The organism is Staphylococcus caeli (assembly GCF_900097965.1).
GTDB classification, from domain to species: Bacteria; Bacillota; Bacilli; order Staphylococcales; family Staphylococcaceae; genus Staphylococcus; species Staphylococcus caeli.
Map to the genome: position 1 here is coordinate 510,187 of NZ_FMPG01000001.1, position 14,162 is coordinate 524,348.

Below are 14,162 nucleotides of genomic sequence, written 5' to 3' on the forward strand. Positions count from 1 at the left end.
TCTTTTCATATGATTTTACGTTTCTCATTATACGTTATTTTTCAACAGAATTCCATGTCACCAATTTGTAATCATTTGCTTATGTTTTAAGCGTTTCTTTATGGTAAAATTTTGAAGTGAAGACATAAGAATTTTCATAATGAAGGAGCGATTTAAATGCCACAAGCACCAGAAACATTAGACGGATGGTATAGTTTACATTTATTATATGCAATTGATTGGTCAAGTTTGCGCTTAGTGCCAGATGATGAACGTCAAACACTCGTAACTGAGCTACAATCATTTTTAAATAAACATCAAGAGGCACGTACAAATCACGTAGGTGATCATGCACTTTATAATATTACTGGTCAGAAAGCGGATATACTTTTATGGGCATTACGTCCAGAGATGAAGGATTTAAATGCTTTTGAAAATGAATTTAATAAATTAAGAATTACCGACTTCTTAATTCCAACATATTCATATGTTTCTATTATTGAGTTAGGTAACTATCTCGCTGGCAAATCAGATGAAGATCCTTACGAAAATCCTCATATCAAACCGAGACTGTTTCCTGAATTACCTCAAACTGAATACATCTGTTTCTATCCAATGGATAAACGACGTAACGAAACGTACAATTGGTACATGTTACCGTTAGAGAAACGTCAAGAATTAATGTATGCACATGGTAAAATCGGAAGAAAATATGCTGGTAAAATCAAACAATTCATCACTGGTTCTGTTGGTTTCGATGATTTTGAATGGGGTGTCACATTATTTGCGGACGACCCACTACAATTCAAAAAAATCGTTTATGAAATGAGATTCGATGAAACAACTGCACGCTACGGTGATTTTGGTAGCTTCTATGTTGGTCATATTATTACAGAAGACAACTTACCAACATTATTCAGTTTATAAAATATATAGCTTTAAAAGCATAGCAGAACGAGCCTGGGACATAAATAGATGTCTCAGGCTCGTATCATATTAGACTGTAGATGACTGAATTGAAAACATAAAGTCTCACTGCTTTAATTTAATAAGTTAGTGAGACTTATGCATGAGCGTCAGCTCAGGTAAACATTTCAATCCTAGTCATCCTTGCCGGGGTGGGACTACGAAATCTTCATTAGAGAAATGGATTTCTGTCCCACTCCCGTTTTTCGTGCATATATTATGTATGTAATTTGCTCAAATTTAATGAGGCTGAGACACATATTAAATGGCTCAGCCTCGTCTGATTGTAGTGTGTTTGGGAGAACTTAACCACTACTTAATTTAAAGATTAACTGTTGTATATTGTCGCTACCCAACATACATTTGTAACAGTTAACTAATATTATTTTAACCTATTTGAAATATTTGAAACATAACTGCATTAAATAATTCACTATAAAAATAGCCACGTTTGTATACGCGATTCATATTCCAATTCTAATAACAAATTCCAATAATAAAATGTTACAATAAAAATTATTACTTTAAAGTTAACACTAGTGCGATTACCTCGCATGGCGCTAGCTAAATAAATTATAATTGGTGATCAAATGACGATATATAATCAATCAATAGAAAGTTATGATGAAAAAATGGCTAAAGATGTCATCATGCTGGCAGGCAGAATTTTATTAGAATCTGGTGCTGAAGGCTCTCGCGTAGAAGATACAATGACACGTATTGCAACGACTTTAGGACATAAAGAAAGTAATAGTTTCGTAACGAACACCGTTATTAACTTTATGCTACATGATGAGTCCTATCCACGTATGTATAGAATTCGAACACGCGATACAAATCTTCATCGCATTTCACGAACCAACGGCATTTCCAGACGACTCGCGACAGGCGACATTTCTTTGGAAGACGCTTTTCAAGAATTACAAAAAATTTATAACGAACAAAGTATTAAAAATCACTATCTTCTATATAAATTTATAGCTGCTGCAGTTATATCAGTCAGCTTCTTATATTTGCAAGGTGGCTATTTAATTGATGTATTTACCGCACTACTGGCAGGATCATTTGGATACATCGTCGTAGAAGTATTACAACAAAAATTACATGCCCAATTTATCCCTGAATTTATAGGTGCACTTGTAATAGGTGCTATTTCCATTATCGGTCATAATTTGATACCTGGTGGCTCAGTACCAACAATCATCATCGCTGCCGTCATGCCTATCGTTCCCGGAGTGCTCATTACGAATGCTATACAAGACTTATTTGGTGGTCACATGCTCATGTTTACTACCAAATCATTAGAAGCACTTGTAACTGCATTTGGAATTGGCGCAGGCGTTAGTACAATACTTATTATTTTTTAGGAGCAATGTCTATGTTTTGGATATTAAACTTTATATTTAGTTATACTGCTTCCCTATTTTTCGGTGTTATATTTGATGTGCCCAAACGCTTATACAACACTGTCGGCATCGTAGGGGCATGCGGTTGGATGGTTTATACATTCTTTTTCGACGGCTTAAATACACATACAATTTATTCAAGTTTCTTTGGCAGTCTTGCACTTGGTTGTTTAAGTCACGTGATGGCTCGCTCAAAAAAAGAACCTGTTATCATCTTCATGATTCCAGGTATCATACCACTTGTACCAGGTGGCTTAGCTTTTGATGCTACGAAAAACCTAGTACTTCTAGAATTTAGTAAAGCCATTAACACGATGCTTGAAGTAACACTTATCGCAGGTGCAATTGCACTCGGATTATTATTTGCCGATCAATTATCAAAACTCATTATTTCCGGTACAAAAATACGTAAAAAAAGAGTTTAACGTATTGTTAACCTTTAACCAAGCTCTTTTAACTACATTTCTATAGTTATAGCGATTTATATATTAGCTTTATAAAAAGAAACGGACAGTCCACCTAATTAGGAGAACTGCCCGTTTTTTGATTTTCATTTAAATTTATATCATTATGCTTTGTGCATATTTTCAGTTAAAAAGTATGCTGATTATCTTTATTTTCCGGTTCATTTTCATTAACCATCGCATCCACATCATCTTCAGAACGATTCAATATGAGCAAGCTCAATTTATCATTATCCATTAATTTCAATTTAGGATAACGTACGGCAAAGAAGATTAATCCAATCACGAGCCAGCCTCCTAATGCAATATAGGAAGGTAGTGAAAGTGATGCTGGTGAACCAGGCACCAATAATAACAACAAGAAGATAAATGATACGATTGTACCTAATATTGCAAATGTCTTATAAATCGGTCCATAAGTATTGCTCGCTTTGTTATAACTGAATAATTTAGCCGCCGATAAACATGTAATAAAGTATGCAATCGACACACCTGTAGAAGACATATCTACAATCCAAGTTAACGCTGTACGCCCTAACCATGGCGCAATTAATGTCACAGCAACTAAGAAGATAATCGCTACATATGGCGTTTTGTATTTCTTGTGCAATTTACTAAATACAGAAGGCATTATGCCTGAACGTCCCATTGAGAATAATAGTCGACTTGAACTCATTAAAAATCCATTCAGACCGGTAAATATTCCCATCATAATCGCGATAGCTAGCACAGCTAAGCCAATATATCCAAAGGCTTCTTGCGTTACAGCTCCTGTTAACCATAGATTACCATTAAGGCTCTTCGCATTAGTACTCAACCAACCTGTATATAAAATCATTAACACATACGTAAATGCTGCAGCCAACAGACTATATACGATTAATTTAAATGTTTTATTAGGTGAAAAATCAAATTCTTCAGCAGTTTGTGGTATATTATCAAATCCGACATATGCCCACGGTGCTACTGCTACAATCATAACGATTGATGTCAGCCAACCTTCTTTTTCATTCGTTAAAGGTTGTAAATTTTCTAAAGAGAAATTACCTCCAAAGAAAGAACCGAAGAATAATAGTAAAATTGTAATAACCATCGCTACACAGAAGTAATATTGCAGTGAACCCGAAACACTCGCACCTTTAATTGCGATAAACATAAACACAATTAGTAATAATGATGCTATCAAAATTTCAGTAATATAAACGTCCCAACCTGCAATCGTATATAATTTTCCAGTTTCTAAAACATCTGGCAACAAGAACTTAATTAACAAACTAAATGCCGTCGCGTTGAGTGCAACTACACATATGTAACCAAAAGTTAAAAACCATGAAGAAAAGAAACTGACATATCTCCCAAATCCTAAAAAACTAAATGCAAAGGCACCACCTGAAACTGGGAACCTTTCAACTAATGCACCATAACTTACCGCTATGAGTATCATTAACAGTGCACCAATGACAATACCAATCGCAGCTGAAATCGGACCCGATTGTCCAATCCAGTCACCTGGTAATATAAACGCACCCCATCCTATACAAGATCCATAAGCAATTGCCCACACAAATTTTTCTGAGAGGTTCTGCTTCAAATCTCCTCTATCTATCTGTTTATTATTTTGACTCATAAAAAATTCACCTCGTGAGTTGTATTATACCCCCAAGATGAATTCTATAACAATTAAAAGTCTATAATTTAAACGTAGCTATTACTAGCATCAACCAGCCTACGATGAATAGTACGCCCCCAATTGGAGTAATCGCGCCAAGAATACGGATTTGCGTTAATGCCAAAATATAGAGTGAACCACTGAAAAACACAATACCAAAGAACAGTAACCAACCTGCCCAACTTACATTAATAGACGTCGTACCACTTATGATACCAATGGCAAGTAAACCTAACCCATGATACATTTGGTACGTTGTAGCTTTTTCCCAAACTGACATATATTTGTCAGATAATTTATTTTCTAAACCATGCGCACCAAATGCACCTGTTCCCACTGCCATCATTGCATTTAAGGCACCTAATATTATAAACACTTTCATCATATTTATTTCACACCTGTTCCTGTTAAAATTTTAAAAATCAAAAATTGAGTCACCATTGCCTATATTATCATCCGTAACTAATTTATTTGAAGACAGCGTAGAATTAGAAGTTACGTTTGAATTACTTGTTCCTGACACTTTTCCACCCATAGCTCTGATTTCTTCATTAGAGATACCTTGAGTGGTCTTTGTGGATTGCTGTTTCGTTGACGATGGAAATGACGCCGAAACATTAAAACTGTTATCGCTATATGTTATTTTTGTCGTCGTAGTCTCTGTGGCCAACGATGTTAAGGTATGAATCGCGTACATATGTTTTTCGAATTCCGCTTGTGTATTTGCTTCATCTGCCTGCACCAATTCTTGTTCTATCAATTGAATTATTTTATCTTTTTCCATTTTATGCCTCACTCTCACACCACTGCACGGGTTGAATGCCATTTTCTTCTAAATATGTATTTGTCTTTGAATAGGGTTTAGAACCAAAGAACCCTCGATACGCTGATAATGGACTTGGGTGTGGTGACTGGATAATATGATGTTTAGCTGTATCTATGAGTTTAATTTTTTGTTGCGCTGGTTTGCCCCATAAAATGAATACAACATGATTCAAATGCTCTGAAACTGCTTGTATAACTTCATCGGTAAATATTTCCCAGCCAATATGCTTATGGGAATGTGCTTCTCCCTGTCTCACAGTTAATACTGTATTCAATAAAAGTACACCTTCACGCGCCCAATCTTGTAAATGTGGTGATTGTCTGACACAACCAATATCATCTTCGAGTTCTTGATACATGTTACGTAACGATGGTGGGAATTTCGCATCAGGTTGAACTGAGAATGCTAAACCATGCGCTTGCTTTGGCCCATGATAAGGATCTTGCCCTAATATGACAACCTTTACTTGTTCAAATGGCGTTAAATCAAATGCCTGATAAATATTTTCTCTATCCGGATATACTGTTTGTGTCGTATATTCCTTTTCTAAAAAATCATGCATCTCACTAAAATCATGCTTCGTTGTTATGTCGTGAAAAACGTCCGACCATTCCATGTCACTCACCTCAATGATATATTAACATATAAAGTGGTACTTTCTCGAAGATGAGATTAGTACCACTTATGCATTCACTTTAGGGAATGTATTCCTTTATTCACTTTTTTGCTTCGCAAAAATTATAAACGCTACTTCTTGTTTTAACAAGTTTAGTAGCGTTTATGCATGGACTTCAATGGCCAGGTATTCCTTTACTTCTTCAACTTTGCTATGTCATTGAAACTATTTCACATAATCAATTCCTCCCATTCAACCTTCCTTTATTTTGCATACTCGATAAACGTGATATGATATATGCAAAAGATATTTAGGAGTGAAATTCCATGGCATTGAAAAAAACATTAACGATTGCCGGTTCAGATACAAGTGCTGGCGCTGGTATGCAAGCAGATTTAAAAACATTCCAAGAACTTGATACTTACGGTATCGTAGCGTTAACATCTATCGTGACAATGGATAAAGCCTCATGGTCTCATGATGTAACACCAATTCCATTCGATGTATTTGAAAAACAATTAGAAACAGCTATTTCAATTGGACCAGATGCAGTAAAAACTGGTATGTTAGGCACGCAAGAAATCATTAAACGTGCAGGCGAGGCATTTGTAGAATCTGGCGCAGATTACTTTGTAGTAGATCCAGTCATGGTATGTAAAGGGGAAAATGAAGTACTCAACCCTGATAATACAGATGCTATGATTGAACATTTACTACCAAAAGCAACTGTTGTCACACCAAATTTATTTGAAGCTGGGCAACTATCAAACTTAGGTACTTTAAAATCTATAGACGATATGAAAGAAGCTGCTCAAGTTATCCATAAACAAGGCGCACAACACGTTATTATTAAAGGTGGTAAAGCGCTAGATCAAGATAAGTCATACGACCTTTACTATGATGGAGAACAATTCTATCAATTAACAACAGACATGTTCCAACAAAGTTATAATCACGGTGCAGGTTGTACATTTGCTGCTGCAACGACAGCCTACTTAGCAAATGGCAAATCACCTAAAGAAGCTGTGATTGCTGCTAAAGCATTTGTTGCTTCTGCGATTAAAAATGGTTGGAAGATGAATGATTTCGTCGGTCCAGTAGACCACGGTGCTTATAATCGTGTTGAACACATTGATGTAGAAGTTACAGAAGTATAAAAATGAAGAAAACGCACACTCGAAATCTTGAGTGTGCGTTTTCTTCATTTTTACTTTTATTTTATATTGATTTCATTCTTTTTTATCCACCATAACCACCATAACCAATATTCACTTCGGTAACTTTGCTATTTGTCATTTCAAAGTACACTACTGGACCTACTTGATTTGGTTTATAAGCATAAACACCAGTACCTTTAGGCTTTTTCTCTGGTTCTTTAATTTTAGCAAGTTCACTTCCATATGCTTTCTTCACTTGGCTATATGTTAGATTTCCTGTGATAGGTATACTTACATTGCTCGCTGTTTTGTGTTTTTTAGAATAACTTGTAAACGTTTGGTCATATTTTTTAAATGTTGGCACTGTATTTTCTGTAGTTTTACTACTGATTTTCACACCATTAAATGTAACGTTGTTATATTTAACACCATTTTTAAATTGCCCATTTAATAAAAAACTAGGATTATTACCTGCGTAACCATCATAGTGATAATATGGCGTTGTTGCTGCTTGTGCTTCGTTTTGTGATACGTCTACGTTAGAAACGCTTACGCCTAATGCAGTCCCCAATACAATGCTACCCGCTACAAAAGTCTTTGCAATCTTATTCATACTGTATCACTCCATTACTTTTTTTGAATCATATTATATTACGATTCGATTACAATGTTACAATAGCATTACTCAAAGTGCAAATATAAACTAAAAAACAATATAATATATGTTTTTATGTAGTACAAACCTTATTAAACCGACACTTCCACTCTTCTAAAAAAATTAATTGAATTTTCTAATAATATACGACGTTAGTCCTAGTTAAAGTTGATACTACAGACTCATGTATTTCGCATAGATTTCTATTATTATATGTAGTGTAGAGAGATGAAGGAGGGAACACAACATGATTATCTACAAGAAAGCTTTTGAAAATGGTAACCCAATATATGAAATTATCACCCAGACTTTCAAAACAATTTCTGTTAAATTCGATGAAAGTTTCAACAAGACTGAATTATATAAGTTACTCTCTCTACTAGAAAATGACATTGATAACATGAAATTGAGTTACTAGTTTCATTTTCAACACATCCAAGATGAAACAGAAATGGCAATAAGCGAAACCAGAAGAAACGATATACAATTAACTCCCCTTATTAAGAAATATGTATTAAAACAAAAAGTAAGTTTAAGTTGTCCCCTTAAACTTACTTGAATAAAACATCCCTATAAACACACACCCTTAGTGGTACATGGTTAGACAAAGATTGTCCCCTTTGTTTGCTTGGAGAGTAACCTCGAAGCAGTTCTAACCCATGTACCACTTTTTTATACGTATAAGACTTTAAATTCTTCGCAGATCATCATTGATGTTTCATTAAATTCAATATCTAAGGATGCGTAATAAAGAATGACTACTTTATTTATAAAGTTTAGTCATTCTTATGCAAATGCTTTTGCATTTGTAATCCTACTTACGAGTACTTTTCTTATATATTAGAACCAATTTCATCATTTTTAAATATAATAATAACCAAGCCTTAGCTATTTAATTACCTATAAAATTATATGCATTACTTTTCATATCACAAAAACACACCTATTCCATTAATTTCAGAACAGATGTGTCTTTCATTTAGCCTTCTAATAATTCTGCTTTATCTACAGTCAACTTATCTCTTAACATATAAACAATAAACATTGCAGCTAATGCACAAATTGTTTCTGCAATTAAAAGTGACCAAATGACACCGTGCAAACCAAATAATCCATTCATTACAAATAACACTGGTATGATAACAACACCTTGCAAGATTGCCATAATCGTTGCACCACGACCTTGACCAGTGGCTTGTAGCATACCTGTAAATAGGAAACCAATACCATTTAATAGTAGTGAAGTCATCGTCACTTTCAAGATAAATGTCGCTAAATCAACAATAGTAGCATCATTAGAGAACATACCAATGATTGAGTGACCCATTGTAAATACAATAATCATGCATACAACAAACAGCATAGCAATTGATAAAATAACTGCTTTAATAATATTTTTCATACGTGCTTTATTTGAAATAAAATTATAAGCAATCAGTGGCACAACACCTTCACATAATCCCATAATAATTAATTCTGGAAATTGTACTAATCTAAAAGAAATACCATAACTAGCAATCGCGAAGTTTCCATATCCTGCTAAAAATAAATTAAGTACGAGCCCTGTCACACCCATTAGAACACTCATTAAAAACGCCGGTATTCCGACTTTAACAATTTCTGTTAAAATCTCACGTGTTGGCTTGATGTACTTAATACTAATCGAAATGATGTCATTTTTTCTCATAAAGTAAAGAATAAAAAAGATGGATGCAACTACGTTTGAAATTGCTGTTCCTAATGCTGCACCTACTACATTTAAATCAAATCCAAAAATGAGTATCGGATCTAAAATAATATTTATTGCCACACTCAATAACATACCAACCATAGATATAACCGGTGCACCCATTGCACGTGCAAATTGTTCTAAAATAAAGAATAAAATTACAAATGGTGCACTTAAAAACATTACTTTCAAATAATTACTTGTAAAATACATCGTTTCTCCGTGAGCACCTAATATTTGTGCAATTTGTTCAGTATTAAAAATAGTTACTAAGATTATCAGGATGCCTAAAACCAATCCACCATATATTGAAAAACCGCTCACAAATTTTGTTTTGTGATAATCCTTTGCGCCTAATAATCGGGATATATATGTCCCACCACCTACACCAAAAAAGTTTCCAAATCCCATCAGTAATGCAAATATTGGCAGTGTAAGCGAAATAGCTGAAATCATGTGACTATCGCCTAAAAATCCAATGAAATAAATATTTAAAATGCCATAAATTACGCTTAATAAAGTTCCAATCATCATTGGCAATGAAAAATGCATCATTGCTTTAAATACTGATGCTTTTTCAAAATAATATAACTGTTCTTCCTTCATTTTTAAAATCTCCCATTCCGTTAGACACCTTATAATTAGATATCTAACTATATATTCAAAATAATAGTGACTGTGGATTAAGATCCAAAACAGCCACTCTATATCACTAATCTTCCAAGCTTTTTATCATTTTCATCAAATTTTGTTTCATTTTTTCATTTTCTTCTTTCGAAAATTGTGCACACATGAGTGCTTCAATTTCATCAAAGACACCTGTAAATGACTCAACTAGCTTCCTTCCAGCTTCCGTTAAACCTAGGTTTTTGCGTCTTGTATCATTTGCATCGACATAGCGATAAATCAACTTTTTATTTTCTAAATTCTTGAGTAAGCTACTGACCGTTGAGCCCTTACGTTGCAGGCTTACTACTATATCATTTTGGGTGAGTCCGTCTTGCTGATGTGCATAAATATAACCAAGTGTATGTCCTTGTTCATTGGTAATATCGTAAGATTTCAATCGTTGATCTGCTTTGCGCTTCATCTCATGACCAAGCATCCGAAATAAATACCCATATGACTCTTCCAAACTAACACCTCATTTAATTAGATATCTAACGAATATAATACACTAGAATTTTTGAATGTCAATGTTTAATACAAATTTTAAAAATCTATTCTCATACTTAACAGAACCTATTAGTTTATTTATCTTTATAACACAAAAAAATGCCACCAAGATATTAAACTTGATGACATTTCAGTTTCATATTTAATAATATAAAGTATTTCTAATCATTTAAACACGCTTATCTTTTGCCCACCATAAAGCTTTATCAGGGTTATTTGCATAGTAATCAAATTCTTTATCATTTTCAACGTTCGGATAAGAACCTTTCAATGATTTACCTGATGTACTAACATGTAACAAAGTAATGACGATAATACCGACAATACTCATTGCAGTTAAATAATAAGCTGGTGCCAATGGATCGCCAGTCTTCGCAACGAGTGAAGTTGCAATTAATGGTGTAGTTCCACCAAATAGAGATACAGAAACATTAAATGTTACTGCCAATGTTCTATATCTAATATGTGTATAGAACATTGTAGGTAATGAACCTGGCATTGTTCCTTCATATGTTGCCAAGAAGAATCCTAAGACAAAGACCCCTACAATAACAAAGACAATTGATGTTGATTGTAACAGTATAAAAGCCAAGATACTAAATACTGCTGTACCTACTAAGCCTATTAAGAATACATTTTTCTCACCAATTCTATCTGCAAGGCGTCCAAACATCAATGCTAATGGAATCATAACCGCCATGACTATTGTAATTAGTATAGAAACAGTTGCACTATCCATCTTCACAATTTCTTGTAAATATGAAGGTAAGTATGAAGTTACCATATAATTTGTACAGTTAAAGAACGCAACTGCTACAAAGCATACAATAATATCTTTATAGTAATATCTTATAATTGTTAAGAAACCAACGTTATCTCTTTTTGGCTTCGTTGCAATTTCATTTTCAAATACAGGTGATTCTTCTAACTTTCTTCTTAAATAAAAACCAAATATTCCTAAGAATAATCCTAAAATAAATGGAATTCTCCAACCCCATGATGCCATTTGATCCTCACTTAAAAAGAAGAACAATAAACCACTTAATATTGATGCTGCAATATAACCAGACAAAGTTCCAATTTCTAAACCAGAACCAAGCGTATTACGTTTTTTATCTGGAGATGATTCAGCAATATAGACCATTGCTCCTGCGTATTCTCCACCTGTTGAAAATCCTTGTAAAATTCTACCGAGTAAGAGGAATATCGGTGCCCAAACACCTATTTGATCATATGTTGGTAACAACCCAATGAGTAACGTCGAGAACGCCATCATAATAATGGTTGTTGTAAGAACTACTTTTCTGCCATATTTATCGCCAATAATACCAAATATGATACCACCGACTGGTCGAAGTAAGAATGCGATTGCAAAGGTCGCAAATGTAAATACCATTTTCAGTTGATCATTTTCTACTGAACTAAAGAAGTTCTGCGCTATGATAACCGCTAGATATGAATACAATCCAAAGTCAAACCATTCCATTGCATTTCCGATACCTGTAGCAAACACAGTTTTTTTAGCTGTTTTCGCATCTACCTTATTTATGTTACTTTTATCAAAATCATTTTCATAATCCATGAATATGTCCACTCCCTTAATATGTTACATAATTATACGGAGTTAATTAATATTGTCAAACTGATTTGCGATTCGAAAAGTATTTTTCATAAATTTTTATACATAAAAGGTATATTAAATATGACATGTCTTTTTATTTTAAATCATTTTTATACAGATATTTTATATGCTTGAATATCGTTTTTAATTTTTAACTTTTAAAAATTTTCATCTTGATTTTTCCACATACATTTGACACAATCACCTTGTTATCGGTGGTGTGCTTATAATCAATAACTTCATTTATCTCAATACTTTCAACATATTTAATTTTAAATGATGACCAATCTAATTGTAGTTGTGAAATTATTATTTGTGCGACCATTTGCCCAGGTATAATTTGATCATGTATCGGGTTTGGATCATTGACTATTTTTAAATATTGTTCAACTGCTTCTCTTGTTATTTGAATCATTTTAAATTCTCTCCATAAAAGTTTGGATAATAGTTATACAGTTATATTCATTTTTATTAATTTCTAGTTTCAGGACATATTTCATAAATTGTCGTACTTTCTTCTGTTCTAATATGTAAATATTCGCTAAATAGTGTGAATCTACTTTCAAGTCATATATTTGAGTAACTTGTGTTTCTTTTAATAATATTGTTTTTTTCATAAATGGTTGAAACAACTCAAATTGCGGCCACAATTTGGCACAATAAAGCGGTGGTACTAGATTGGATGGAGAATTATCACCAAATAATTGTTTATAAGCATCTATTTCTTTACCATCAAACTGAATTATTTTTGTTACATGACCATCGTTCAAATAGGGCTGCATTCCCCATTCCTCCCCCAATTCCCATTGTCGCAATGGTTTTGTTATGATTTTCCAAATAAAACAAACGTGTGACCAATGCAGCACCACTCGCACCATATGGGTGACCCGTAGCTATTGCACCACCATAGATATTAAGTTTCTCAGTAGGAATATTTAAACTTCTTTGACTCGCTAAGACTTGCGAAGCAAAGGCTTCATTTAATTCCACTGCATCGATATCATCCATTTTGTATTCACAATTAGTTAATAATTGAGTTACTGCTGGTATAGGTCCTATACCTAAGAGCTTTGAATCAACGCCGACTGTTACGCCTGCTTTAAATGACAAACCACTCGTAAATCCATGGTTAAGCGCCGTTGTTTTATCCATAATAAGTAAAAGTACCGCTCCATCATTCTTCATACAACAATTGCCAGCAGTCACGGAACCACCTGGTAGTAGTGGTTTTAAACGATTTAATAATCGTTCATCTAAATGTGATTTAATACTTTCATCCTGATGCAGTGTCTTCCCTTTTACGCGCATCGGTATAATTTCTCGGGAAATAATATGTTGCTGATACGCATCAATCGTTTTCCTGTGACTTAGGTATGCATATTTATCCTGATCTTCCCTACTTATATGGTAGGTTTGTGCTACATTTTCAGCAGCTTCAATCATTGACGGGTCTTGTCCATCAGGGGCAAATGACGCGCGTTCATAAAATTCAGGCAACTGTGTCTCATAAACAGACTGCGGACGTTTAATCTTCCATGGTGCGCGACTTGTACTTTCTACACCACCTGCAATATAAATTGAACCTGCACCAGATTGAATCATTCTGCATGCTTGCATAATAGCCTCTAAGCCAGAACCACATTGTCTATCCACAGTGAGTCCAGGTATTTCTGTCTTTAGCCCCGCTTCTAACAATGCTTTTCTCGCAATATTGCCGCCGTTACCAATGACATTACCTAAAATAACATCATCCACGCGAGCCATAGATTCAGGGTATTGTGCTTTAAAATAGTCAAACAATGGCATCAATAAATTTTCAGGTTCAATATGTTTGAGCGCGCCGCCATATTTTCCAAATGGTGTACGTTTTGCTGCTACTATGACAACATCCTTCATAT

At 34.1% G+C, this 14,162-nt stretch carries 16 protein-coding genes; 5 read left to right on the top strand and 11 right to left on the bottom strand.

The window, feature by feature from the left end:
* Positions 1-156 precede the first annotated feature (156 nt).
* From hemQ to BJS11_RS02500, 3 genes are all read left to right on the top strand, one after another.
* Entirely contained in the window at positions 157-906 is a 750-nt protein-coding gene (gene hemQ / locus BJS11_RS02490; protein WP_069994256.1) for a hydrogen peroxide-dependent heme synthase, read from the top strand.
* 635 nt (positions 907-1,541) lie between these two features.
* Positions 1,542-2,312: a threonine/serine exporter family protein gene (locus BJS11_RS02495; RefSeq protein WP_180365203.1), complete on the top strand. Its 771-nt coding sequence runs from the start codon at positions 1,542-1,544 to the stop codon at positions 2,310-2,312.
* 11 nt (positions 2,313-2,323) lie between these two features.
* The gene (locus BJS11_RS02500; protein ID WP_069994254.1) at positions 2,324-2,776 is read left to right on the top strand and encodes a threonine/serine exporter family protein; all 453 of its coding nucleotides are present in this window, start codon (positions 2,324-2,326) and stop codon (positions 2,774-2,776) included.
* Between the two features lie 166 nt (positions 2,777-2,942).
* On the opposite strand, the gene BJS11_RS02505 is transcribed toward BJS11_RS02500, so the two are convergent.
* From BJS11_RS02505 to BJS11_RS02520, 4 genes are all read right to left on the bottom strand, one after another.
* Positions 2,943-4,442, bottom strand: coding sequence for an APC family permease (locus tag BJS11_RS02505; RefSeq protein ID WP_069994253.1), 1,500 nt, complete (start codon positions 4,440-4,442; stop codon positions 2,943-2,945).
* A gap of 61 nt (positions 4,443-4,503) precedes the next feature.
* Positions 4,504-4,866, bottom strand: a complete 363-nt coding sequence (locus tag BJS11_RS02510) for a DUF423 domain-containing protein (protein ID WP_142351548.1) — start codon at positions 4,864-4,866, stop codon at positions 4,504-4,506.
* Between the two features lie 33 nt (positions 4,867-4,899).
* A complete protein-coding gene (locus tag BJS11_RS02515; RefSeq protein WP_069994251.1) occupies positions 4,900-5,268 on the bottom strand; it encodes a DUF5327 family protein in 369 nt (122 codons plus the stop codon).
* 1 nt (position 5,269) lies between these two features.
* Positions 5,270-5,926 carry a uracil-DNA glycosylase gene (locus tag BJS11_RS02520; RefSeq protein WP_069994250.1) on the bottom strand — a complete coding sequence of 219 codons (657 nt, stop codon included), beginning with the start codon at positions 5,924-5,926 and terminating at the stop codon, positions 5,270-5,272.
* Between the two features lie 326 nt (positions 5,927-6,252).
* Between BJS11_RS02520 and thiD the strand changes: the two genes are divergently transcribed.
* On the top strand, positions 6,253-7,083 hold the full coding sequence (thiD, locus tag BJS11_RS02525; RefSeq protein WP_069994249.1) for a bifunctional hydroxymethylpyrimidine kinase/phosphomethylpyrimidine kinase: 831 nt from the start codon (positions 6,253-6,255) through the stop codon (positions 7,081-7,083).
* Between the two features lie 82 nt (positions 7,084-7,165).
* On the opposite strand, the gene isaB is transcribed toward thiD, so the two are convergent.
* Positions 7,166-7,696 carry an immunodominant staphylococcal antigen IsaB family protein gene (gene isaB, locus BJS11_RS02530; protein WP_069994248.1) on the bottom strand — a complete coding sequence of 177 codons (531 nt, stop codon included), beginning with the start codon at positions 7,694-7,696 and terminating at the stop codon, positions 7,166-7,168.
* A gap of 289 nt (positions 7,697-7,985) precedes the next feature.
* Here isaB and vraX point away from each other — a divergent pair, with 289 nt between their 5' ends.
* The gene (gene vraX, locus BJS11_RS13685; RefSeq protein ID WP_159427247.1) at positions 7,986-8,156 is read left to right on the top strand and encodes a C1q-binding complement inhibitor VraX; all 171 of its coding nucleotides are present in this window, start codon (positions 7,986-7,988) and stop codon (positions 8,154-8,156) included.
* 561 nt (positions 8,157-8,717) lie between these two features.
* On the opposite strand, the gene BJS11_RS02535 is transcribed toward vraX, so the two are convergent.
* The 6 genes from BJS11_RS02535 to BJS11_RS02560 all read right to left on the bottom strand — a co-directional run bounded on the left by BJS11_RS02535 (position 8,718) and on the right by BJS11_RS02560 (position 14,160).
* Positions 8,718-10,073 carry an MATE family efflux transporter gene (locus BJS11_RS02535; RefSeq protein WP_069994247.1) on the bottom strand — a complete coding sequence of 452 codons (1,356 nt, stop codon included), beginning with the start codon at positions 10,071-10,073 and terminating at the stop codon, positions 8,718-8,720.
* Positions 10,074-10,179: 106 nt separating this feature from the next.
* A complete protein-coding gene (locus BJS11_RS02540; RefSeq protein WP_069994246.1) occupies positions 10,180-10,602 on the bottom strand; it encodes a MarR family winged helix-turn-helix transcriptional regulator in 423 nt (140 codons plus the stop codon).
* 210 nt (positions 10,603-10,812) lie between these two features.
* Positions 10,813-12,225 carry an MFS transporter gene (locus BJS11_RS02545; protein WP_069994245.1) on the bottom strand — a complete coding sequence of 471 codons (1,413 nt, stop codon included), beginning with the start codon at positions 12,223-12,225 and terminating at the stop codon, positions 10,813-10,815.
* 190 nt (positions 12,226-12,415) lie between these two features.
* A complete protein-coding gene (locus tag BJS11_RS02550) occupies positions 12,416-12,679 on the bottom strand; it encodes a hypothetical protein (RefSeq protein WP_069994244.1) in 264 nt (87 codons plus the stop codon).
* 1 nt (position 12,680) lies between these two features.
* Positions 12,681-13,046 carry a VraC family protein gene (locus BJS11_RS02555; RefSeq protein ID WP_069994243.1) on the bottom strand — a complete coding sequence of 122 codons (366 nt, stop codon included), beginning with the start codon at positions 13,044-13,046 and terminating at the stop codon, positions 12,681-12,683.
* Complete coding sequence (locus BJS11_RS02560) at positions 12,997-14,160, bottom strand: thiolase family protein (protein WP_069994242.1); 1,164 nt, start codon at positions 14,158-14,160, stop codon at positions 12,997-12,999. The genes BJS11_RS02555 and BJS11_RS02560 overlap by 50 nt, the downstream gene beginning before the upstream one ends.
* Between the last annotated feature and the right edge of the window lie 2 nt (positions 14,161-14,162).